We start from the raw sequence: 19,761 nt of genomic DNA, 5'->3' as shown, positions 1-19,761 counted from the left end.
TTAGAACATCGCCGCGCCGCCATTGGGGCTGACGCATTGGCCGGTCATGAAGGTGGAGCCGGGCCCGGCGAGGAAGAGGGCCGCGGCGGCGATCTCTTCCGGCCGGCCGAGGCGGCCGAGCGGGTTGTTCGTTTCCTGGGCCAGCGTCTCGGCCGAGGTCTGCTCGATGCCGAGCATCGGCGTGTCGGTCGGGCCGGGGGCGATCGTGTTGACCAGAATCTTCGGGGCGAATTCGCGCGCCCAGGACCGCGTCATCGACAGCACACCGCCTTTCGAGGCGCAATAAAGCGAGCAGTTCTCGCGCCCGAGATAAGCAAGCTCGGAGGCGATATTGATCACCCGTCCGCCGCGGTCCTGCGCCACCATCAGCCGCAGCGCTTCGCGTCCGACCAGGAAGACGCCCTTCAGGTTGACGCCGATTTGCCGGTCGAAATCGGCGACGCTGGTTTCGAGCAGGGGCTTCTCGACCAAGATGCCGGCGCAGTTGACGAGAATGTCGATGCCGCCCGATTTGCCGACCGCGTCGAAGAGCTGGACGACGTCCTTCTCATCCGCGACATTGACGCGCCGGCCTTGGGCGCCGTTGCCCGCCGCCTTGACGGCGTCGGCAATGCTTGCCTCGCTCGCATAATCGGCGATGGTGACGGTGCCGCCTTCCTTCGCGAAGGCGAAGGCGATCGCCCGGCCGATGCCGCTGGCGCCGCCGGTGACGACTGCGTGTTTTCCGTTGAGCATGCCCATTACGCCATCACCTCGCCGCGATCGACATTGACGGCCTGCCCGGTGATGTTCTTCGCCAGGTCGGAGGCCAGAAACAGATAGAGATTGGCGACGTCATCGGGCTCCATGAGACCGGGAAGCGCCTGGCCGGCCAGGATCTGGCTCAGCATTTCGTCTTCGCTGATCTCTGCATGCGCCGCGACTTCGGTCAGGGAGCGCAGCGCGGCGCGCGTCTTCACCCAGCCGGGACACACCGCGTTCACCCGGATATTGCGCGGACCCAGCTCCTTGGCGAGGACGCGCATGAAGCCGAGATTGCCGTGCTTGGACGTCACATAGGCGGCGAATTCGGGTGCTGCGCTTTTCGACCAGACCGAGCCGGTGATGATGATGTTCGAGCCCGCCGGCATCTGGGTCAGCGCCTGGCGCGTGACGTAATAGGTGCCGATGAGATTGATCTCGATGATGCGGGCGAAGAGCGCCTCGACCTCATCGCCTTCCTCATACATCGGGGTGAGGCGCTCGAGCCCGGCATTGTTGATCAGGATGTCGAGCGGTCCAAGCCCACCGACCGATTTGCGTACTTGCGCGCGATCGGTGATGTCGCAGATTTCGGCCCTGACCGGCTTGCCGGTGGCCTTCGTCATCTGCCCGGCGGCCTCCTGGATATCGGCGGTGCTCGACAGGATCGTCACCTCCGCACCGGCGCGCACGAAACCTTCAGCCACGGCGTAGCCTATGCCGTGGCTGGCCCCGGTCACGAGCGCCTTTTTGCCTGTGAAGTCGAAAGCCCCCATTTATTCTGCTGCCTCCATGCTACGTTCTTCATTGCGGATCAGCGCCAGCACGTCGCGGCGGATCTTGCGGAAATCGGAATGATCGAGAATGTCGAGCCCGCGCTTCTCGGGCAGCGTGGCGCTGACCGGAATATCGGCGAGGATACGGGCGGGACGTTTCGAGAAGACGACAATGCGGTCGGCGAGCAGCACCGCTTCATCGACGTCATGGGTGACGAAGATGACGGTCTTGCGCTCGGCCCGGCGCAGATCCATGAGCTGGAGCTGCAGCCGTTCGCGGCTCAAGGCGTCGAGCGCGCCGAAGGGCTCGTCCATCAGCAGCACCAACGGATTGGCGGCGAGCGTGCGCGCGATGGCGACGCGCTGGCGCATGCCGCCCGATATGCGGTTGATCGTGTAATCGGCGAAAGGCGTCAGCCCGACGAGATCGAGATAATGACGGGCGATCTTTTCCTTCTCGGCCGCCGAGATGTCGCTCCGGTATTTGAGGCCGAAACGGATATTGCCGAGCACGGTGAGCCAGGGAAAGGACGAATAGGACTGAAACACCATACCCTTGTCGCGGCTCGGTCCCTCGACGAGCTTGTCTTTGAGATAGATCTCGCCCGACGTCGGCGTCTCGAGCCCGCCCACCATGCGCATCACGGTGGTCTTGCCGCAGCCCGAAGGCCCGACGAAGACGACGAACTCGCCTTCCTCGATGTCGAGCGAAAGCGGCCGCACCACCGGAATGGTGCCGCCATCAGGTGTGGTGAACTGCTTGGCGACGTCGCTGATGCGGATAAAGCTCATGCGTGGCCTCCTCTTTCACCCTCGCCCCGCGAAGCGGGGAGAGGGTAGGGGCCCGTCGCGAAGCGACGGGAAGGGTGAGGGGCTCGGGGACAATCACGACGAGGCCCCTCACCCTCCCATTGCTGCGCAATGGGGCCCTCCCTCTCCCCGCTGAAGCGGGGCGAGGGCAAGAGCGCCGTGGCGGGTTCGTACAAGCCCCTCATTGCAAATACCGGAACCAGCGCCGGTGCAGATAGCGGATCGCCTGGTCGGAAACGAGGCCGATGATGCCGATGGTGAGGATGCCGGCGAAGACTTCCGGTGATTTGCCGTAGCGCCGCGCCGTCCACAATTCGTAGCCGATGCCGGAGCTCGAGGCGACGATCTCAGCGACGATGAGATAGGTCCAGCACCAGCCAAGCGTGATGCGCAGGCTGTCGACCATATTGGGCAGCATGGCGCGCAACAGGACATCTTTCATCAAAGACGAATCGGAGGCGCCGAGGGTGCGCCCGGTCTCGATGAATTCCTTCGGCACTCGCCTTGCGTCGTCGGCGACGAGCAGGATGAGCTGGAAGAAGGTGCCGATCCACAGAAGCGTGATCTTTGAGCCTTCGCCGATGCCGAGCCAGATCAAGGTGAGCGGCACCAGCGCCGGTACGGGCAGATAGCGCACGAAATCGATGATCGGTTCGAGCAGAGCGGTGATGGCGCGATAGCCGCTCATCAGGATGCCGAGCGGGATGGCGATGAGGGCGGAAGCGAGGAAGGCCGCCCAGACGCGCCCGACGCTGATGCCGATATCGCCGATATAGCCGTCGGCGAAGAGCCGGCCCCAGGCCGCCACCACAGCGAAGGGGGACGGCAGGATCTGCGGCTGGACGAGACCGGTTTCGGCAACGAGTGCCCAGGCGCCCAGCACTGCCAGGAAGGCGGCGATGCTGAGCCACAATTCAAGCCCCGGCTGCGGTGGTCCGCGGAAGGTGACGACATCGCGCCACGCCGGCCGGCGCGCCGGCGGAGCTGCATTGCGCTCCGCCGCCGGCTTTCTGGCTTCCTCGCTCGCCACGGTCGCGCTGCTCATTTGACCTGGTTGACGATCGTCCGGTCGATATGGTCTTCCGGCAGGAGCTTCACGTCGGAAGAGCCGAATTCGAGATTGAGATCCATCGTCTCCTTGAAGATCTCATAGACGCGGCCTTCCTTGTCGACCGAGCCGATGAAGTCTTTCGATTCGGCGAGCGGCGTGTAGCGGAAATTCGGCAGCGTCGCCTTGAAGTCGTCGGGCGTGATCGAGAAGTGCTTGGCGATGATCGGGATCGCTGCTTCCTGATTGGCGTTGAAATAGTCGACGGCGCGATAGACCGCGCGCAGGAACTTCACATATTTGTCCGGGTTGGCCTTCAGCTCACCCGTATGCGCCATCACGATGTCGAGGATCAGGTCTTTCTGGTCCTTGGACGAGGTGAGGATATGGGCGCCGCGCTCCTTATGCGCGATGACGACCTGGCTCAGCACCGGCTCATAGGTGCCGATCGCCGCCACCTTGGGGTCGCTGAACACGCCGATCGCATCCGCCGCCGCGATATCGGTCAGCGTCGTGTCCTTGATCGACAGATTGCATTCCTTCTTGAGCGCCATCTGCATGATGAGGCGCGCCGGCAGGTTCGGCTCGACCGCGATGGTCTTGCCCTTGAGATCGCAGACCGACTTGATCGACTGGTCGGCCGCCCAGCCATCGCCGCCGGTCGACAGATCGATCGTGCCGATGATGATGCCTTGCGTTTCCTTGCGCCGGCCGAGCCCCTGATATTCACCGACGGTGCGCAGATAGCAGTCGATATCGCCGCGCTCCATGGCCGCCACGGCGTTGGGCATGTCGTCATCGAGGATCTCTTCGACCTCGATGCCTTCTTCCTTGAAGTAGCCGAGCTCATTGGCGAGATGGACCGGCCCGAAGCCGACCCAGACCGGATACATGCAGGTCACTTTTTGCGGATTGCCGACGCCGGCCTCCGCCGGCGCGCCGGCGAGGCTGATGGCCGCCCACGCGGTGCCGAGGCATAAAACAAGTGTTCTGAAAGACTTCAGCATGGTCGTTCTCCCTGTCCCGCGCGGTCTCTGGAGGCTGCCGCGCTGATTGCTAGCGAGCCGATCTTATTTGCTTCCGAAACCATCGGAAAAGAGGCAAGATCAGATCATTACATTCGGAAAACGGAAGTATTCATGCGCCAGCTTCTCGATGTCGATTTGCGGCTCATCCGCATCTTCCGGGTCATCGCCGAGTCCAAGGGTCTGGCCGGCGCCCAGCTCGTCCTCAATCTCAGCCAGTCACGCATCTCGACCAGCCTCGCCGAGCTCGAGGCGCGGCTCGGCGCGAGATTGTGCCGGCGCGGCCGCTCGGGTTTCGCGCTGACCGAAGCCGGGCGCGCCGTCTATGACGCCTCGCATGATCTCTTCGCGGCGGTCGACCGCTTCTGCAACGAGGCCGGCACGGTGTCGCTCAATCTGCGCCGGGTGGTGAAGCTCGGCGCCGTCGACGCGCTCGCCACCAATGCCGAAATGGCGCTGGCCCGCGCCGTCGGCCATTTCCGCCAAGCAGCCCCCTCGGTGCAGATCGATTTCACGATCTCGGGCCCGGAGGAACTGGAAAGCCAGCTCATCGCCGGGGCCCGTGACGTCATCATCGTGCCCAGCATCACCAAACGCGCCGATCTCGCTTATTTGCCGGTCTGCGCCGAGAAGCAGTCGCTCTATTGCGCCAAGGGTCATCCGCTGTTCGGCGCGGAGGAGAAGACTGCCGAGCGCGACCTGCCGCGCCATGCCATCGTGGCGCGCGGCTATCTGCACAGCCAGGACCTGAAGCGGCTCGGTTATCGCCAGGCCGATGCGACGGTGGAGATGATGGAGGCGCAGCTCATTCTCATCCTGAGTGGCGGCTTCATCGGTTACCTGCCCGCCCATTATGCGCTGCCCTGGGTCGAGCGCGGCGAGCTGCGCTGCCTGTGCGACGACAAATTCGGCTATGAATCGACCTTCTATGCGGTGAGCCAGAGGAGCGCCCGCGAGAACCCGCTTCTGCGCCGCTTCCTGGCGAGCCTGACGGAAACGAAGCGCCAGCGGGCAGTTCTCGAGCGTGTTGATTGATCGAACAATCAAAATTATTGACTCGGCCAGACTGGGACGCCTATCCTCGGGCTGAATTCAGAAAGAGCCATCAAAAGCCCTCATGCTGAGGTGGCCGCGAAGCGGCCCTCGAAGCATCCCTCAGGATAGAGTGAAGGGTGAGGATGATGAGTGGCCCGGATCAATAAGAGGAACCTCATGTCCGACACACCTGGCGCGCAATGGAATGCCGGCGACACGGAAGCGGATGCGAAATCGCATCTCCTGTCGCCGTCCGAGGAGATGGCGAAGCTTGGCCAAAGCATGCGGCCCTTGATCGCTTATGGCGAGGGCATCCATGTCGTCGACGCGCATGGCCGGCGCATCATCGACGGCCCGGCCGGCATGTGGTGCACCCAGATCGGTTATGGCCGCAAGGAGATCGCCGACGCCGTGTCGGCCCAGGCGCTCAAGCTCTCTTATAATTCGCCCTGGTACACGACCAACTCACCCTCGGCGGAACTTGCCAGGCGCATCGCCGAGGTGACGCCCGGCGATCTCAACCGCGTCTTCTTCACCACCGGAGGTTCGACCGCGGTGGATTCGGCACTGCGTTTCACCGAATTCTACAACAATGTGCTGGGCCGGCCTGAGAAGAAGCACATCATCGTGCGCCGCGAGGGCTATCACGGCAGCACCAGCCTCACCGCCGCCTGTTCCGGCCGCTCCTTCAACTGGCAGAATTTCGATATCGCGTCGCCGCGCATCACCTTCATCTCGAGCCCCAATATCCGCCAGGCGCCGGGACTCAGCGAAGCGCAGTTCCTCGATCAGCTGGTGCGTGAATTCGAAGACACCATTGCGAAGATCGGCTCCGACAAAGTGGCCGCCTTCCTGGCCGAGCCGCTGCTCGCCTCGGGTGGCGTGATCATCCCGCCCAAGGGCTATCATGCCCGCATCAAGGCAGTCTGCGAGGAGCACGACATCATCTATATTTCCGACGAGGTGGTGACTGCGTTCGGCCGCTGCGGCGAATGGTTCGCCTCCGAGAAGGTCTTCGGCGTCGTGCCCGACATCATCACCTTCGCCAAGGGCGTCACCTCAGGTTATGTGCCTCTGGGCGGCTTCGCGGTGTCGGAGCGTCTGATCGCCAAGGTCTCGGGCGAGAATGCCAAGGGCAGCTATTACAGCAACGGTTATACCTATTCGTCCCATCCGGTGAGCTGCGCCGCGGCGTTGGCCAATATGGATGTGATCGAGAAGGACGGCATACTGGAGCATGTGCGTGATGTGGCGGTCCATTTCGCCGAAGGCTTGCGCAGCCTCAAAGGTCTGCCCCATGTCGCCGACATAAGGGTCGAAGGGCTCGTCGGCTGTGTCGAATGCCTGGTCGATCCGTCCTCGCCGGAGGTGACGGATCGCGACAAGAAGCTCGGCGGCCGCATCGATACGCATTGCTTCGATCTGGGCCTCCTGGTGCGCCCGCTCGGCAATATCTGCGTCCTGTCGCCGCCGCTCATCATCACCAAGGCGGAGATCGACCAGATGATCGGCATCCTGCGGCAAGGCATCCTCAAGGCGGCCGCCGACCTCAAGGAGCCGGTCGCCGCTTGACGTGAGGACCGGACCCGCATATCGGGGGCTTTCGTCAACAAGGTAAGACGGACTTGGCTGTCAAAGCCCGCATCGCCTCGCGCGAGGATCAGGTTCAAGAACGCCGGCGTTCGCTGCTCGACGCTGCGGCCAAGGTCATCGCGCGCAAGGGCCTGACCGGCATCACCATGAACGACATCGCGCAGGAAGCGGGCTGCAGCTATGGAGTCGCCGCCTTCCATTTCAAGTCCAAGGACGGTCTCATCCAGGCGGCGCTCGATCATCTCGTCGCCGAATATGACACGGCGCTCAACCGCCCGGGCACTGAGAACGAGACACCCGCCGACCGGCTGAAAGCGATGGTGCTGCTCGACTTCGACGCCAAGATCTCCAATGCCGAGCATGTGGCGGTATGGAGTGCCTTCTGGGCGGAATCGGCGCGCAATGCCGAATATCGCCGCCGTCTGGTCGAGCTCAAGGCGCGTTACCATGCCTTCGTGAAGGCGGAAGTGGTGGCGCTCGCCAAGGCGCGCAAGCTCAAGGTCGACGCGGCGGTGATCGCCAGCACGCTGAACGCCATCGTCGACGGCTTCTGGATCGCAAATCAGGTCCAGGCCTCAGGCCTTCTCGGCCAGAAGCAGGCGCGTCATGCCTGCTTCCTCTATCTCAGGTCGATCTTCCCGGAAGATTTTTAGGCAAAGGCCTCGGCATCGGCGCCGATGCAGGACACCTTGCGCAAGGCCGCGAGATATTTGTCGAAGTTGGCATGGAAGCGTTCGGTCGGCACCGAGATGCCGAGCGCGAAACCGCTATGGGGGCCCTCGAGCGGAACGGCCAGGCAGCACAAGCCGTCCCAGAACTCCTCATTGTCCAGCGCATAGCCTTGCTGCGCGATCTGCTGCAGCTCAGTGTCGAGGCGCTCGCGTGAGGTGATGGTGTTGGCTGTCAGCGCCACCAGCGCCGTGCCGTCGAGATACTCGGTGCGCCGTTCCGGACTCGCCAGCGCCAGCAGCAGCTTGCCGGCGGCGCGGGCATGGGCATGCTCGCTGTAGCCATGCGGCACTTCGGCGGCCTGCACCGGCGATTTGCCCCTCGCCGTCGCCAGCACGGCGATACGGCCGTCGATCCACCCACCCGCATAAGAGGTCTCGCCGGTGGCCGCGACCGCGGCGCGCACGCGTGGCGCCAGATGTTCGGGCGGCGCCAGCTGGCGGCGGAAGCCATCGGCGATCGTGGCGGCCGACAGGCCCAGCACGTAGAAGTTCCGATCGTTGCGGCGCAGGATGCCGGTCATGCACAGCGTGTGCAGCAGGTGATAGGTCACTTGCCGCGGCAGGCCCACCTTCTGGCTGATCTCCATTGCCTTGAGACCACTGGCGCTTTGCGCCACGGCGAGCAGGACGGAGATGGTCCGCGCCGCGGTCTGCACCCGGGGCTTCTTGTCTTTCGTATCGTCTTCCAGAGTCATGTCAGCCGCCAATATGGGATCCGCCATTGGGATGCAACGCCTGGCCGGTCATGAAGGCCGCGCCATCGCTGCATAGAAACGCCGCCACCGTGGCGACTTCCCGAGGCAATCCCAGCCGCTTCAGCGGCGTGGCGGCGAGCATACTCTCTCCCCATCGGCGCATAAAGCCGTCGATCATCGGCGTATCGATGCAGCCGGGAGAAATGGCATTGACCCGGAGCCGGGGAGCAAGCTCCTTGGCCAGCGCCTTGGCGAGGCCGAGGACGGCGCCCTTGGAGGCACCGTAATGCGCATGGCCGGGGGAAGCGCCTTCATGGGCCGCGTCCGAGGCGATGATCACGATCGAGCCCTTGTCGGCCATGACCGGAACGGCGCGCCGGCAGATATAGAAGACGCCGTCGAGATTGATCGCCAGCGTTTTGCGCCATTGCGCGTCGGTCATCTCGGTGAAGGGATGATCCTCATAGATGGCCGCTGCCGGAATGACGAAATCGAGCCGCCCGAACCGGCTGAGACAGGTTTCCACCGCCGCCGCCGCATCCTCAGGAACCGCCGCGTCGTATTTCACGGCGATGACCCGTTCGCCGCCCGGATCCAGTGTCCGGGCTGAAGCGGCGAGGCGCTCCCCATCCAGATCGGCGAGCAGGATGCGCGCACCAAGCTCGTGGAAATGCTCCGCGATCGCCTTGCCGATGCCGCCGCCGGCGCCGGTGAGGAGCAGAACGCGGTCTTTCAGATCATACATCGAGGACTCCTTTCAATTCTGGGGCGGTTGCAGGAATTCCAGGATGAAATCATCCGGATCCCGCAGATAGCAGGCGAAGCCGCCTTTGTTCTTGCCGGCGGCGATGGCGACCGGCGTGCTGATGAAGGTGACGCCGTGCCGCGACAGGCGCTCATAAAGTCCCTGGCAATCATCGGTATGAAAGGCGAAATGCGCCGAGCCCACATCGCAGGGGCGCGTCGTTGCTTTGATGCCGGGTGGGCTCAGATATTGCAGGAGCTCGATCATGTGGCCGGATGGGTCGCCGGGCAGCTTGAGTATTGCATATCTGATATTGGCGCCCGGAAGGCCGACCAATGTCTGGATATAGGGATGGTCCTGGGTATTGCTGTAGACGACTTCCAGGCCGAGAAGATCGACATAGAAATGCAGCGACCGGTCGAGATCGGCCACCGTCCATCCGGTGTGGAATGCTGTCAGCGCCATGTCCTCTCCTCCTTCATTGCGCGTGGATCATGGATGGAGCGTTCTGCGCGCTTTTTCTGCCTTCGATCAACTCCCGGAGTGCGGCGACAATCTGGTCCACATTGGGGAGCAGTTCCGCCTGCAAAATGGGCGAGGCGGGCATGCGGTTATTCGCGCCGGCGAGCCGCTTGATGCGCAAGGGAGCGTCATCTTGATGGAATTCCCGGATGCGCATGGCGATCTCGGCGCCGAAGCCGCCGGTCTTGACGGCTTCATGCACGATCAGAACCTTGCCGTCCGATTGCGCGACGGCTTTCATGAGCGCGGTTTCGTCGAGAGGCGACAGCCAGCGCAGATCGAGCACCGAAACATCGATGCCGTCTTGCGCGAGGATCGCCGCGGCGTCGAGGGCCGGTTTGAGCATGGTGCCCCAGGTCACTATCGCCGCATCCTTGCCGTTGCGATGGAAGCGGGCAAGGCCGGCGGGTTCGGGAGCCGACGACAAGGTGACGGGCCCGCGCGTCTGGTAGAGGCTGCGCGCTTCGATGACGATGCAGGGATCGGGGTCGGCGGCGGCGGCACGCAGCAGCGTATAGGCATCCTGCGCCGTTGCCGCGAGCGCGACCTTGAGTCCGGGGAAATGCGCGAAGACCGCTTCGATCGATTGCGAATGCTGGGCGCATGAACCAGGCGTGGCGCCTTGTTGCATGCGCACCACCAGGGGGACGGACTGGCGGCCTTGCGTGATATAGCGCACATTTGTCGCCTGGTTGACGATCTGGTCGAGCGCCACGAAAACGAAATCCGCCCACATGATCTCGACAATGGGTTTGAGGCCCGCCAGGGCGGCGCCGACAGCCGAGCCCAGGATCGCGCTTTCGGCGATCGGGGTGTCGAAGACACGGGTCGCGCCGAAATCACGCTGCAGATAGCGCGCGGCGCCGAAGATGCCGCCGGACTTGCCGACGTCCTCACCATAGACGACGGTCGCGGGATCGCTTTCGAGCTCGGCGCGCAAGGCCGCATTGACCGCTTCGATATAGGTCATCTCGCGCGTTTCGGCAGGTTCCGCGCTGGCGCGGGAAGGCCGTGCCGGCGCCGTCACATGGAGGCGCGCCTCATGCGGATCGGGGAGGGGGGCCGCGAGCGCGACCTCGGCGATGCTGGCGACCGCGCTCTCCTGCTGGTCGATGACCGCTTGCGTTTCTTCCTCCGTCATGAGGCCCGTCTCGATAAGCCGCGCGGTGATCAGCGTGATCGGATCCTGCGCTTGCGCCTGCTGCTTGTCCGCTTTCGAGCGATAATGCTCGATATCGCGATTGTAATGCCCCCACAGGCGCGGCACGCGAAATTCGATCAGCCTTGGACCTTCGCCCGACCGGCACTGCTCGGCGGCGACGGCGATCGTGTCGCGCACGACGATCGGATCGGTGCCGGTGACCGTGGCTGCCGGAATGCCATAGCCTGATCCGCGCTTGGCCAGCCGGTCGATGAGGAACATGTCGGCGGTCGCGGTCAGCTCCGACCAGCCATTGTTCTCGCAGATGAAGAGGATCGGCAGCTTGCGTACCGCGGCGAAAGCCATGGCTTCATGCACCGAGCCCTGGTTCATGGCGCCGTCGCCGATCGAGGTGATGACGATGCGTTCGTTACCGGCATGAAGATTGGCCATGGCGATGCCGCAGGCGATCGGGAAGCCGGCGCCGACGATGGAGTTCTCGCCGATGAAGCGGGTACCGGGCGCCATGAAATAGGCGGAACCGCCGCGCCCGCCATTGAGGCCGGTGCGGCGATGGCAGATCTCATCCATCAGGGCCTGCGGATCGAGCCCGGCGGCGAGCGCCCAGCCATGGCCGCGATAGGTGGCGAGGATCTGGTCGTCGGGCCGCATGCCGGCGACGGCGCCGAGCGGAACTGCTTCCTGGCCGGCGCAGAGATGAGTCGAACCCATGAGCTGCGGCGGGTTGGTCTGGGTGAGAGACAGGATCTTCGCCTCGAAGGCGCGGATGAAGCTCATGCGGGCGAGCATTTCGCGGGCGAACTCGGCGTCGTTCTCATCGATCAGATCGGGCTTCAAGGTCTTCTCCGTGCACGGGCGGTTGCGGTTCGGCGCGGAACGCTAGCGGAAATATCTTGTGTATGTCAAATATTTGAGTAATCATCAGGTAATGATAATAAATAACCGAAAATAAGGCAATACTGTTAGTTTATATCATTACCTGATGATTATAAATTTACTTGACACTATTTGGTCCTTTCATATGATCCGCGCACTCGCCGAAAGCGAGGTGAAGAGGCGGCAATCATGCGCCGCGTTGTCAAGAAAAGCTCCGGGAGAGAAAAACCATGAAGAAGCAGCATCGTTTCAAATTTCCGACGCGCCGTGCCGTGCTCGTCTGGGCGGCCCTGTCGCTCGGATCGGCGACCGCCTTCGCCGAAACCACGCTGACCATCAACGGTTATGGCGGCGCGTCATGGGACGCCATCGCCAAATACATCCACGCGCCTTACACGGCGGATACGGGTGTCAAAGTGGTCAACACGACCCAGCCCAATCTCGCTCAGCTCAAGGCCATGGTGGAGAGTGGCGAGATGATCTACGAGGCTCTCGAGCTGAGCACCCAGGAATATGTGACCGCCGTCAAGAACGGCTGGCTCGAGGAGATCGATTACAGCCTCGCCGATCCCGAGAATGTCCAGCCGCCCGAGGCCAAGAAAAGTCACGGTGTTGTCTTCTCGACCTTCTCGACGATTTTCGGCTACCGCACCGACAAGTTTGCACCCGGCAAGGAGCCGAAGAGCTGGGCCGATTTCTGGAATGTGAAGGACTTCCCCGGATCGCGCGCGATGCAGAATTCGGTGACGACCAATCTCGAATTCGCCCTGATGGCCGATGGCGTGCCGAAGGAGGATGTCTACAAGGTGCTCGCCACCGATGAGGGCATCGACCGTGCCTTCCGCAAGCTCGACGAGATCAAGCCTCATGTCGTGAAATGGTGGACTGCCGGCGCCGAGCCGGTGCAGCTCCTGGCCGAGGGTGAGGTGACGATGACGACGTCCTGGAGCGGCCGTATCTTCGATCTGGCGAAGACCAAGCCGGTCAAGGCCGTGTGGAACCAGGGAATCATCGACTATGCGATCATGGCTATCCCTAAAGGCAACAAGCTCGCCAAGGAGACGATGAAATATCTGACCGCCTGGAACCATCCCGAGCGCATCGCCGAATTCGCCAAAGTCACGCCCTATCCCAATCTTGTTCCCGGCGTCGAGAACTTCCTGCCGCCCGAGGTCGCCGCCAATCTGCCGAGCACCAATGCGTCGATCCAGCTCGCAGCCGACAGCGATTTCTGGGATAGCCGCCGTGATGCTCTGCTGGAACGCTGGAACGCCTGGCTGCTCGAATAGAACTCACGATCGCCGTCTCTGAGCGCGGCCGCCAGGCGCGGCCGCGTTTCTCGTCAAGGAAAAGCCGATGATGATGAATGAGCAAAAACAGGCCAGATCGGAAGGCAGCGCATTCTGGCTCCTCGTGCCGGCCATATTGCTGCTGATCGGCCTGTTCGGCTATCCGCTGCTCAAGGTGCTGATCACCAGCATTCTCGATCCTGGATTTACACTGGCGCACTATCTGCGCATCCTGGATCGCCCGATCTATCTCACCGTCCTCGCCCGCACCGTCGAGGTGTCGCTGATCGTGACCGCGCTGTGCTTCCTCCTGGGTTATCCAGCCGCTTATTATCTCGCGCATTGCCCGCCGCGGCTCAGGACCTATCTCTTCCTTCTCATCCTGCTGCCGATGTGGACGAGCCTCTTGATCCGCTCCTATTCCTGGATCGTCGTGCTCGGCAAGAATGGTGTCATCAACTTGGGCCTGATCCAGCTTGGCCTCATCGCGGAGCCACTGCAGATGCTCTACACCACGGGCACCGTCTATCTCGCGATGGTGCAGATCCTTCTGCCGATCATGATCCTCACCTGCTACGGCGTGATGATCAAGATCGACCAAGGCCTGGTGCGCGCGGCGCGCGTTCTCGGCGCCTCGGCCTGGCGCGCGTTCGCCACCGTCTATTTCCCCTTGAGCCTTGCCGGTGTTTCGACCGGCGCGGTCATTATCTTCATCCTGGCCATGGGGTTCTTCGTGACGCCGGCTTTGGTCGGCAGCCGCCAGGATATCATGCTCGGCAATCTCATCGAGACGCAGATCAATCAGGCCGTAAATCTGGGCTTTGCCTCGGCCCTCGGCCTTCTCCTGCTCGCCGCCACCATCGCCGTCGTGATGCTGTTCCGGGCCGTCATGCGCTGGAGGTTCTCCCATGCATCCGTCTGACGACCCGGGCTGGGCCGGCAAGGGCTGGTCCATGGCCTTCACAGCCTATTTCATACTGCTCCTCATCTATCTGCTGCTGCCGCTCCTCATCGTCATCCCGGTATCCTTCGGCGAGGATCAGTGGCTGCAGTTCCCGCCCACTTCCCTGTCGCTGCGCTGGTATCGGAGCTATTTCTCCGACCCGGGCTTCATCGCCGCGACCTTCACCAGCTTCTGGATCGCCTGCGTCGTGTCGGCGCTGGCGACGGTGATTGGAACTGTGACCGCGCTTGGTCTCTCCCGCACCCGCTTCCGTGGCAAGAGCCTGCTCTACGGCTTCATCATCGCGCCCATGGTCATCCCGATCATCATCTTCGCTCTGGCGCTGTTCATCCTGTTCAATCAGCTGAAGATGACGGGCAGCGTCGCCGGCCTGATACTGGCGCATGTCGTGCTGGCCCTGCCATTCCCAGTGCTCATCGTCTCGGCGGCGCTCGAGCAGTTCGACACGACACTGGAGCGTGCCGGCCGCATTCTCGGCGCGACGCCTTTGCGGGTCTTCCTCCATATCACGCTTCCCTATCTGGCACCGGCGGCGCTCGCCTCGGCGATCTTCTCCTTCTTCGTCTCCTTCGACGAGCTGGTCATCGCGTTGTTCATCACCGGGCGCTGGGACACGCTGCCGAAGCGCATATGGAGCGATCTCAGGCTCGAGATCGATCCCACCATAGCGGCGGTCGCCGCCATTCTCATCGCCATCACCCTCATCGGCATCACCGCGGGCGAGCTCCTGCGGCGTTGGGCGATGGCGCGCGCCGCCAATTGATCACGATGGAAAAAATGAGTATGAGAAAAGCAGACATCCAGACCGGCGCCACCGTCGATTTCCAGGCGGTGGGCCGCAGCTTCGGCAAGCTCGACGTGCTGAAGGATTTCTCGCTCGCGATCGCGGCCGGAGAATTCCTCACCTTGCTAGGCCCTTCGGGCTCTGGCAAGACGACGGCGCTCAATATGATCGCAGGTTTCCTGCAGCCGACCAGCGGCGACATTCTGATCGACGGCAAGTCCATCGCCAGCCTGCCGCCGGAGCGACGCAATGTCGGCATGGTCTTCCAGAACTATTCGCTCTTTCCCCATATGAATGTGTTCGACAATGTCGCTTTCCCGCTCAAGATGCGCCGCGCGTCGGCGCAGCTGATCAAGGAGAAGGTGGAAAAGGCGCTGGAGCTCGTTCATCTCGCCGATTATGCCGCGCGCATGCCGACACAGATTTCCGGCGGCCAGCGCCAGCGTGTCGCTTTCGCCCGCGCCATCGTCTTCGCGCCGCGCGTCCTCCTTATGGATGAGCCGCTGGGGGCGCTCGACCTCAAGCTGCGCGAGCATATGCAGCTCGAGATCAAACGCTATCGCGACGAGATCGGTTGCACCATGATCTATGTCACCCATGACCAGGGCGAGGCGCTGACCCTGTCCGACCGCATCGTGGTCATGAACAACGGGCGGATTGTGCAGATCGGTGGCCCGGAAGAGATCTATGACCGGCCGGCCAACCGCTTCTCCGCCGAATTCATCGGCGAGAATAACATCCTGAGGCTCCAGCCCAACGGCAAGGCCGGGCATTGGGTGATCGAGGAATTGAAGCAGCCTTTCGCGTCTCCCGCGGCCGCGGGCCCGGCGCCTCAGGCCCTGTCGATCAGGCCGGAGAAGATCGCGCGTCTGAAGGCCGGCGAGGCGCGGGGACCTGGCAGCATCGCCTTCGACGCCACCATTGCCGAAATCCTCTTCTTCGGCGATGTGATCAAATATTCGGCCCGTCTTGCCGATGGCGCGCTGATCAAGTTCAAGGAGCATCGCGCCGCCGCGACGTCGGTGATGCGCGTCGATCAGAGCGTGACCCTGGCCTTCGCGCCCGGCGATGCGGTGCTGCTTGCCGATGAATGAGATTTCCGAGGAGGCGAGTATGGTGCTGAAGGGACAGCTGGCGCTGGTGACGGGCGCCGCGCAGGGCATTGGCAAGGCTATTTCCCGCGCTTTGGCGGCGGCGGGGGCCAGGGTGATCATGGCCGATATCAGCGCCGGAAAGGCAAGACAGGCAGCCGCCGAGCTTTCGGAACAAGGCCTCGACTGCCTGGGCGATGAGCTCGATGTCACGCGCCGTGACGCCGTCGACGCCTTCGCCGCGCGGATCGGCGCCGGTATGGGGCCGATCGCGATCCTGGTGAACAATGCCGGCATCGGCATCAACATGCCGCTCGATGACGATCAGGCGCCGAAAGTGTGGGACGACACGATTGCCGTCAATCTGACCGGCGTGTTCAATGTCTCCCGCGCCCTTCTGCCGGCGCTGAAAGAGACCCGGGGATCGATCGTCAATATCTCGTCCGTCGTGGCTTTCACCAGCGGCTTCGCCGATGCCGCCTATGTCGCGTCCAAGGGCGGCGTGCGCGCCCTGACCCAGAAAATGTGCCGCGACCTCGCCCCGCATGGCATTCGCGTCAATGCCGTAGCGCCGGGTTATGTCGATACGGCGATGGGCGGACCCAGCGATCCCGTCTATGTGGACTGGCTCAATTGGCATTGCCCGATGAAGCGCTTCGGCCGGCCTGAGGAGATCGGCGGACCGGTCGTTTTCCTGGTTTCTCCGGCCGCGAGTTTCGTCAATGGCGTGACGCTGCCGGTCGATGGCGGCTATCTGGTGATCTGAGGGAGTAAGCAATGATCAAAAGTGTCTTTCACACCTCCTGGACGGTCGAGGATCTCGAACGCTCCGTCGCCTTCTATCGCGATCTGCTGGGCTTCGAGCTCATCGGCAGGCGCGAGCGGCAGGGGACCGCGATCGAAACCGTTGTCGGTTTCCCGAAGACCGATCTGCGCATGGCTTTTTTGCGTATTCCCGGCGCTCCTGTCGGCACCTCAGGTCATCATCTGGAGCTGATCGAATATCGGCATCCCAAGGGCCGGAAGCTCGACATCCGCACCTGTGACACGGGATCGGCGCATCTGGCGCTCGAGACCACCGACATCCATGCCGACCATAAGCGGCTGCAGGCGGCGGGAGTCACCATCGTCTCCGGGCCGGTCACCTTCGATGGCGTGGCGGGCAAAGTCCTTGCCTGCTATCTGCGCGATCCCGACGGCTTCACCATCGAGTTGGTTCAACTGGCCTGACTCTGCGGCCTGGCAGGCTTGGCTACCCAGAATGCCAAAGCGGCGGCGACGAAGCTGACCGCGATGCTGGCAAGGATCGGCACCCGGTAGCTGTGGCTGATGTCGAAGGCGAAGCCGGCGGCGCTGGGTCCGATCAGCGTGCCGAAGGCGACGCTGGTATAAAGCACGCCGAGAATGCCGCCGATATGGCGCCCGCCGAAATAATCGGTGGCGACGGAAGGGATGATCGCCACCCAGCCGCCATAGAAGACGCCGAACAGGAAGGCGAACAGCGCCAGCGTCCAGAAGCTTCCCGCCAGCGCCCAGATGATGAGCGACAGAGCGATGCCCGCATGCATGGCGACGAGCGAGGCATGGCGGCCCATCCGGTCGGCAAGGCCGCCCAGGAAAAATCGCCCGGCGGTGCTGCCGACGCCGATCATGCCGAGCAGCAGCACCGCCGAGGTCGGCGCGATGCCGAGATCGAGCGCATAGGGGACGAGATGAACGAACGGCACGAAGACGCCGAAGGCGCAAGCGAGGCTCGCGGCATAAAGCCCGATGAATTGCCGGCTCCGCACCGCTTCGCCGACTGTGCTGCCGGAACGCGCGCTGGAAGCCGCTGCGGCGGTGAGCGGATCGCCATCAGGGCCCAGGCCCTTGTCGCGCGGATCATTGACCAGCAGCCATGACATGGCGATGCCGAGCAAGGCGGCTGCGAGGCCGAGCGTGATATAGGCGTGGCGCCAGCCGATGAGGTCGATGAGCCAGGCGGCGAGCGGCGGCATCACCAGCGTGCCAAGCCCGATGCCGCTCACCGCGAGACCCGAGGCGAAGCCGCGCCGGCGCACGAACCAACGTTGCACCGCGCCGACCGCCGGCACATAGGCGCAGCCGACGCCGATGCCGACACCGAGCCCATAGGCGACATAGACTTCCATGATGGTGCGCGCCAGGCCGGCGAAGACCAGCCCTGCGCCGACCAGCAGCATGCCGAGCACCGCCATGGTGCGCGCGCCGTAACGATCGGCGAGCGGCCCGCTGATGATGCCGAGCGCGAAATAGAGGAAGCCTGCCAGCGAGAAGACGAGCGATACCTCGCCGCGCGAGGCGCCGAATTCCTGTTCGAGCGGCGTGAGGAAGGCGCTGAATGTATAGGCGCTGCCGAAGCCCAGAAGCGTCACGGCGAAAGCGGCGCCGACAATGGCCCAGCCATAGAAGAAGCGTGTGGGAGCGGAGGTCGGGGTCATGTCAGGCGAGTGGATGCTGTTGATGCCAGGACGTGACCGACTGGAAGGCGGCGCCGGCGCGCACCAGCCTGGCTTCACCCAGATGCGGTGCGACGAGCTGGAAGCCCATCGGCAGGCCTTGCGCGGTGAAGCCGCCGGGCAGCGTGATTGTCGGATGACCGGTCATGTCGAAGGGGCAGGTGTAACGCTGCAATTTTGCAATAAGCGCCGGCTGCGCGCCGAGCGACTGGATATCGGCGAGGGTCAAAGGCGCAAAAGGTTGAACAGGGGTGAGCATCACGTCGATGGTTGTGAGGAGGGCATTCACGCGGCCGCGGAACTCGGCGCGCCGGAGCAGGATCTTCTGATAGTCCGTAGCAGACAGCGCCCGCCCCGTCTCGATGACGGCGCTGAGGATCGCGCCATACTGATCCTTGTGTTTCGCATAGGTCGCTTCATGCGCGACGGCGGCTTCGATGGCGCAATTGGGTGTCCAGTCGGCGATCGCCTGGGTGACGTCGGGCATGCGGATGGCGACGAATTCGGCCCCGAGCGCGGTGAAGGTTGCGATCGCGTTGGCGATCATGCTCGCCGTTTCATCATTCACATCAGCCGTGTTCCAGTCGGCATCGATACCGATGCGCAAGCCTTTCACGCCATCATCGGCGAGGCTGAGATAATCGGGCACCGGGTCCTGTAAGGCCGTCGGATCACGATCATCGCTGCCGGCGATCACGCCGAGCAGGAGGCCGGCATCCTTGGCGCTGCGCGCCATGGTGCCGATATGATCGAGCGAGGCGGCGAGCTCGGCGACGCCGTGACGGCTGACCCGGCCCCAGCTGGGTTTCAGTCCGGTGACGCCATTGGCGGCGGCGGGCCAGCGGATCGAGCCGCCGGTGTCCGACGCGATCGCGCCGTAACAGAGGCCGGCGGCGGTCGCGACGCCGGAGCCCGAGGAGGAGATGCCGGTCCAGTAATCGGCGTTCCACGGATTGGATGGCGGCGTGATCGCCGCATGATGGTCGGAATAGGCGCCCTCGCTGAGCTCGGTCTTGCCGATGAGAACGGCGCCCGCCTGTTTGAGGCGGCGCACCAGCGTCGCATCTTCGGTCGCGATCCGGCGCAGGCCGGGCGCCATGCCGGCGCCGGTCGGCGCACCGGCGATCCAGCACAGATCCTTCACCGCGATCGGAACACCCTGCAGGGGGCCACGATGGATGCCGCGCGCAATCTCGGCATCGGCGGCCCGGGCCTGGTCGAGCGCCCTATCTGCCGTCACCAGCGCGAAGGCATGGAGCTCGGGCTCCAGTTTCGCGATGCGGGCGAGCAGGGCCTGCGTCGCCTCAAGCGACGAAATTTCGCGCCGCGCGATATGCCGGCCGAGCTCGGTCATGTCCAGATAATGCACGGTATTTCCTTTAGAATACTTGAGTCAT

Annotated in this window: 20 protein-coding genes; 9 read left to right on the top strand and 11 right to left on the bottom strand. The window is 63.4% G+C overall.

Features of this window, described 5'->3' with window-relative positions; all coding sequences use genetic code 11:
* The 5 genes from JHL16_RS30090 to JHL16_RS30070 all read right to left on the bottom strand — a co-directional run bounded on the left by JHL16_RS30090 (position 1) and on the right by JHL16_RS30070 (position 4,382).
* Positions 1 to 741 (bottom strand): SDR family NAD(P)-dependent oxidoreductase, encoded by a 741-nt coding sequence (locus JHL16_RS30090; protein ID WP_200188562.1) that lies wholly within the window; start codon positions 739 to 741, stop codon positions 1 to 3.
* A complete protein-coding gene (locus JHL16_RS30085; protein WP_200188561.1) occupies positions 741 to 1,517 on the bottom strand; it encodes an SDR family NAD(P)-dependent oxidoreductase in 777 nt (258 codons plus the stop codon). The genes JHL16_RS30090 and JHL16_RS30085 overlap by 1 nt, the downstream gene beginning before the upstream one ends.
* Entirely contained in the window at positions 1,518 to 2,309 is a 792-nt protein-coding gene (locus JHL16_RS30080) for an ABC transporter ATP-binding protein (protein ID WP_200188560.1), read from the bottom strand.
* Positions 2,310 to 2,508: 199 nt separating this feature from the next.
* Entirely contained in the window at positions 2,509 to 3,372 is an 864-nt protein-coding gene (locus JHL16_RS30075) for an ABC transporter permease (protein WP_200188559.1), read from the bottom strand.
* The gene (locus tag JHL16_RS30070) at positions 3,369 to 4,382 is read right to left on the bottom strand and encodes an ABC transporter substrate-binding protein (protein WP_200188558.1); all 1,014 of its coding nucleotides are present in this window, start codon (positions 4,380 to 4,382) and stop codon (positions 3,369 to 3,371) included. The genes JHL16_RS30075 and JHL16_RS30070 overlap by 4 nt, the downstream gene beginning before the upstream one ends.
* A gap of 132 nt (positions 4,383 to 4,514) precedes the next feature.
* On the opposite strand from JHL16_RS30070, the gene JHL16_RS30065 reads away from it, so the two are divergent.
* From JHL16_RS30065 to JHL16_RS30055, 3 genes are all read left to right on the top strand, one after another.
* Positions 4,515 to 5,435 carry a LysR family transcriptional regulator gene (locus JHL16_RS30065; protein WP_200188557.1) on the top strand — a complete coding sequence of 307 codons (921 nt, stop codon included), beginning with the start codon at positions 4,515 to 4,517 and terminating at the stop codon, positions 5,433 to 5,435.
* A gap of 177 nt (positions 5,436 to 5,612) precedes the next feature.
* Positions 5,613 to 7,007, top strand: coding sequence for an aminotransferase (locus tag JHL16_RS30060; RefSeq protein WP_200188556.1), 1,395 nt, complete (start codon positions 5,613 to 5,615; stop codon positions 7,005 to 7,007).
* A 53-nt stretch (positions 7,008 to 7,060) separates the two neighbouring features.
* Positions 7,061 to 7,681: a TetR family transcriptional regulator C-terminal domain-containing protein gene (locus JHL16_RS30055; RefSeq protein WP_200188555.1), complete on the top strand. Its 621-nt coding sequence runs from the start codon at positions 7,061 to 7,063 to the stop codon at positions 7,679 to 7,681.
* Here JHL16_RS30055 and JHL16_RS30050 read toward each other — a convergent pair.
* Genes JHL16_RS30050 through JHL16_RS30035 form a run of 4 tightly spaced genes read right to left on the bottom strand, consistent with a single transcriptional unit; the run spans position 7,678 to position 11,720 of the window.
* On the bottom strand, positions 7,678 to 8,454 hold the full coding sequence (locus JHL16_RS30050; protein ID WP_200188554.1) for an IclR family transcriptional regulator: 777 nt from the start codon (positions 8,452 to 8,454) through the stop codon (positions 7,678 to 7,680). The genes JHL16_RS30055 and JHL16_RS30050 overlap by 4 nt on opposite strands.
* A gap of 1 nt (position 8,455) precedes the next feature.
* A complete protein-coding gene (locus tag JHL16_RS30045) occupies positions 8,456 to 9,199 on the bottom strand; it encodes an SDR family NAD(P)-dependent oxidoreductase (protein ID WP_200188553.1) in 744 nt (247 codons plus the stop codon).
* Between the two features lie 12 nt (positions 9,200 to 9,211).
* Positions 9,212 to 9,664 (bottom strand): VOC family protein, encoded by a 453-nt coding sequence (locus JHL16_RS30040; RefSeq protein ID WP_200188552.1) that lies wholly within the window; start codon positions 9,662 to 9,664, stop codon positions 9,212 to 9,214.
* A 13-nt stretch (positions 9,665 to 9,677) separates the two neighbouring features.
* Positions 9,678 to 11,720 carry an alpha-ketoacid dehydrogenase subunit alpha/beta gene (locus JHL16_RS30035; protein WP_200188551.1) on the bottom strand — a complete coding sequence of 681 codons (2,043 nt, stop codon included), beginning with the start codon at positions 11,718 to 11,720 and terminating at the stop codon, positions 9,678 to 9,680.
* Positions 11,721 to 11,989: 269 nt separating this feature from the next.
* Here JHL16_RS30035 and JHL16_RS30030 point away from each other — a divergent pair, with 269 nt between their 5' ends.
* The 6 genes from JHL16_RS30030 (at position 11,990) to JHL16_RS30005 (ending at position 17,117) form a co-directional block, all read left to right on the top strand.
* Positions 11,990 to 13,048 carry an ABC transporter substrate-binding protein gene (locus tag JHL16_RS30030; RefSeq protein WP_200188550.1) on the top strand — a complete coding sequence of 353 codons (1,059 nt, stop codon included), beginning with the start codon at positions 11,990 to 11,992 and terminating at the stop codon, positions 13,046 to 13,048.
* Between the two features lie 67 nt (positions 13,049 to 13,115).
* A complete protein-coding gene (locus JHL16_RS30025; RefSeq protein WP_200188549.1) occupies positions 13,116 to 13,970 on the top strand; it encodes an ABC transporter permease in 855 nt (284 codons plus the stop codon).
* Entirely contained in the window at positions 13,957 to 14,775 is an 819-nt protein-coding gene (locus tag JHL16_RS30020) for an ABC transporter permease (protein ID WP_200188548.1), read from the top strand. The genes JHL16_RS30025 and JHL16_RS30020 overlap by 14 nt, the downstream gene beginning before the upstream one ends.
* Positions 14,776 to 14,795: 20 nt before the next feature.
* Positions 14,796 to 15,890 carry an ABC transporter ATP-binding protein gene (locus JHL16_RS30015; RefSeq protein WP_200188547.1) on the top strand — a complete coding sequence of 365 codons (1,095 nt, stop codon included), beginning with the start codon at positions 14,796 to 14,798 and terminating at the stop codon, positions 15,888 to 15,890.
* A 19-nt stretch (positions 15,891 to 15,909) separates the two neighbouring features.
* A complete protein-coding gene (locus JHL16_RS30010; RefSeq protein ID WP_200188546.1) occupies positions 15,910 to 16,653 on the top strand; it encodes an SDR family NAD(P)-dependent oxidoreductase in 744 nt (247 codons plus the stop codon).
* A gap of 11 nt (positions 16,654 to 16,664) precedes the next feature.
* Positions 16,665 to 17,117 (top strand): VOC family protein, encoded by a 453-nt coding sequence (locus tag JHL16_RS30005; protein WP_200188545.1) that lies wholly within the window; start codon positions 16,665 to 16,667, stop codon positions 17,115 to 17,117.
* On the opposite strand, the gene JHL16_RS30000 is transcribed toward JHL16_RS30005, so the two are convergent.
* Positions 17,105 to 18,346 (bottom strand): MFS transporter, encoded by a 1,242-nt coding sequence (locus JHL16_RS30000; RefSeq protein WP_200188544.1) that lies wholly within the window; start codon positions 18,344 to 18,346, stop codon positions 17,105 to 17,107. The genes JHL16_RS30005 and JHL16_RS30000 overlap by 13 nt on opposite strands.
* Position 18,347: 1 nt before the next feature.
* Positions 18,348 to 19,733, bottom strand: coding sequence for an amidase (locus JHL16_RS29995; protein ID WP_348647298.1), 1,386 nt, complete (start codon positions 19,731 to 19,733; stop codon positions 18,348 to 18,350).
* Positions 19,734 to 19,761 lie beyond the last annotated feature (28 nt).

The organism is Taklimakanibacter albus, from assembly GCF_016595235.1.
GTDB lineage: Bacteria > Pseudomonadota > Alphaproteobacteria > Rhizobiales > Aestuariivirgaceae > Taklimakanibacter > Taklimakanibacter albus.
Note: the sequence above shows the minus strand (reverse complement) of the source record. Positions and strands in the feature narration are given on the sequence as shown.

Excerpts from the sequence above, each read along its gene's own strand:
- JHL16_RS30090 (WP_200188562.1), bottom strand. The coding sequence starts at position 741 with ATGGGCATGCTCAACGGAAAACACGCAGTCGTCACCGGCGGCGCCAGC.
- JHL16_RS30085 (WP_200188561.1), bottom strand. The coding sequence starts at position 1,517 with ATGGGGGCTTTCGACTTCACAGGCAAAAAGGCGCTCGTGACCGGGGCC.
- JHL16_RS30080 (WP_200188560.1), bottom strand. The coding sequence starts at position 2,309 with ATGAGCTTTATCCGCATCAGCGACGTCGCCAAGCAGTTCACCACACCT.
- JHL16_RS30075 (WP_200188559.1), bottom strand. The coding sequence starts at position 3,372 with ATGAGCAGCGCGACCGTGGCGAGCGAGGAAGCCAGAAAGCCGGCGGCG.
- JHL16_RS30070 (WP_200188558.1), bottom strand. The coding sequence starts at position 4,382 with ATGCTGAAGTCTTTCAGAACACTTGTTTTATGCCTCGGCACCGCGTGG.
- JHL16_RS30065 (WP_200188557.1), top strand. The coding sequence starts at position 4,515 with ATGCGCCAGCTTCTCGATGTCGATTTGCGGCTCATCCGCATCTTCCGG.
- JHL16_RS30060 (WP_200188556.1), top strand. The coding sequence starts at position 5,613 with ATGTCCGACACACCTGGCGCGCAATGGAATGCCGGCGACACGGAAGCG.
- JHL16_RS30050 (WP_200188554.1), bottom strand. The coding sequence starts at position 8,454 with ATGACTCTGGAAGACGATACGAAAGACAAGAAGCCCCGGGTGCAGACC.
- JHL16_RS30045 (WP_200188553.1), bottom strand. The coding sequence starts at position 9,199 with ATGTATGATCTGAAAGACCGCGTTCTGCTCCTCACCGGCGCCGGCGGC.
- JHL16_RS30040 (WP_200188552.1), bottom strand. The coding sequence starts at position 9,664 with ATGGCGCTGACAGCATTCCACACCGGATGGACGGTGGCCGATCTCGAC.
- JHL16_RS30030 (WP_200188550.1), top strand. The coding sequence starts at position 11,990 with ATGAAGAAGCAGCATCGTTTCAAATTTCCGACGCGCCGTGCCGTGCTC.
- JHL16_RS30025 (WP_200188549.1), top strand. The coding sequence starts at position 13,116 with ATGATGATGAATGAGCAAAAACAGGCCAGATCGGAAGGCAGCGCATTC.
- JHL16_RS30020 (WP_200188548.1), top strand. The coding sequence starts at position 13,957 with ATGCATCCGTCTGACGACCCGGGCTGGGCCGGCAAGGGCTGGTCCATG.
- JHL16_RS30015 (WP_200188547.1), top strand. The coding sequence starts at position 14,796 with ATGAGAAAAGCAGACATCCAGACCGGCGCCACCGTCGATTTCCAGGCG.
- JHL16_RS30010 (WP_200188546.1), top strand. The coding sequence starts at position 15,910 with ATGGTGCTGAAGGGACAGCTGGCGCTGGTGACGGGCGCCGCGCAGGGC.
- JHL16_RS30005 (WP_200188545.1), top strand. The coding sequence starts at position 16,665 with ATGATCAAAAGTGTCTTTCACACCTCCTGGACGGTCGAGGATCTCGAA.
- JHL16_RS30000 (WP_200188544.1), bottom strand. The coding sequence starts at position 18,346 with ATGACCCCGACCTCCGCTCCCACACGCTTCTTCTATGGCTGGGCCATT.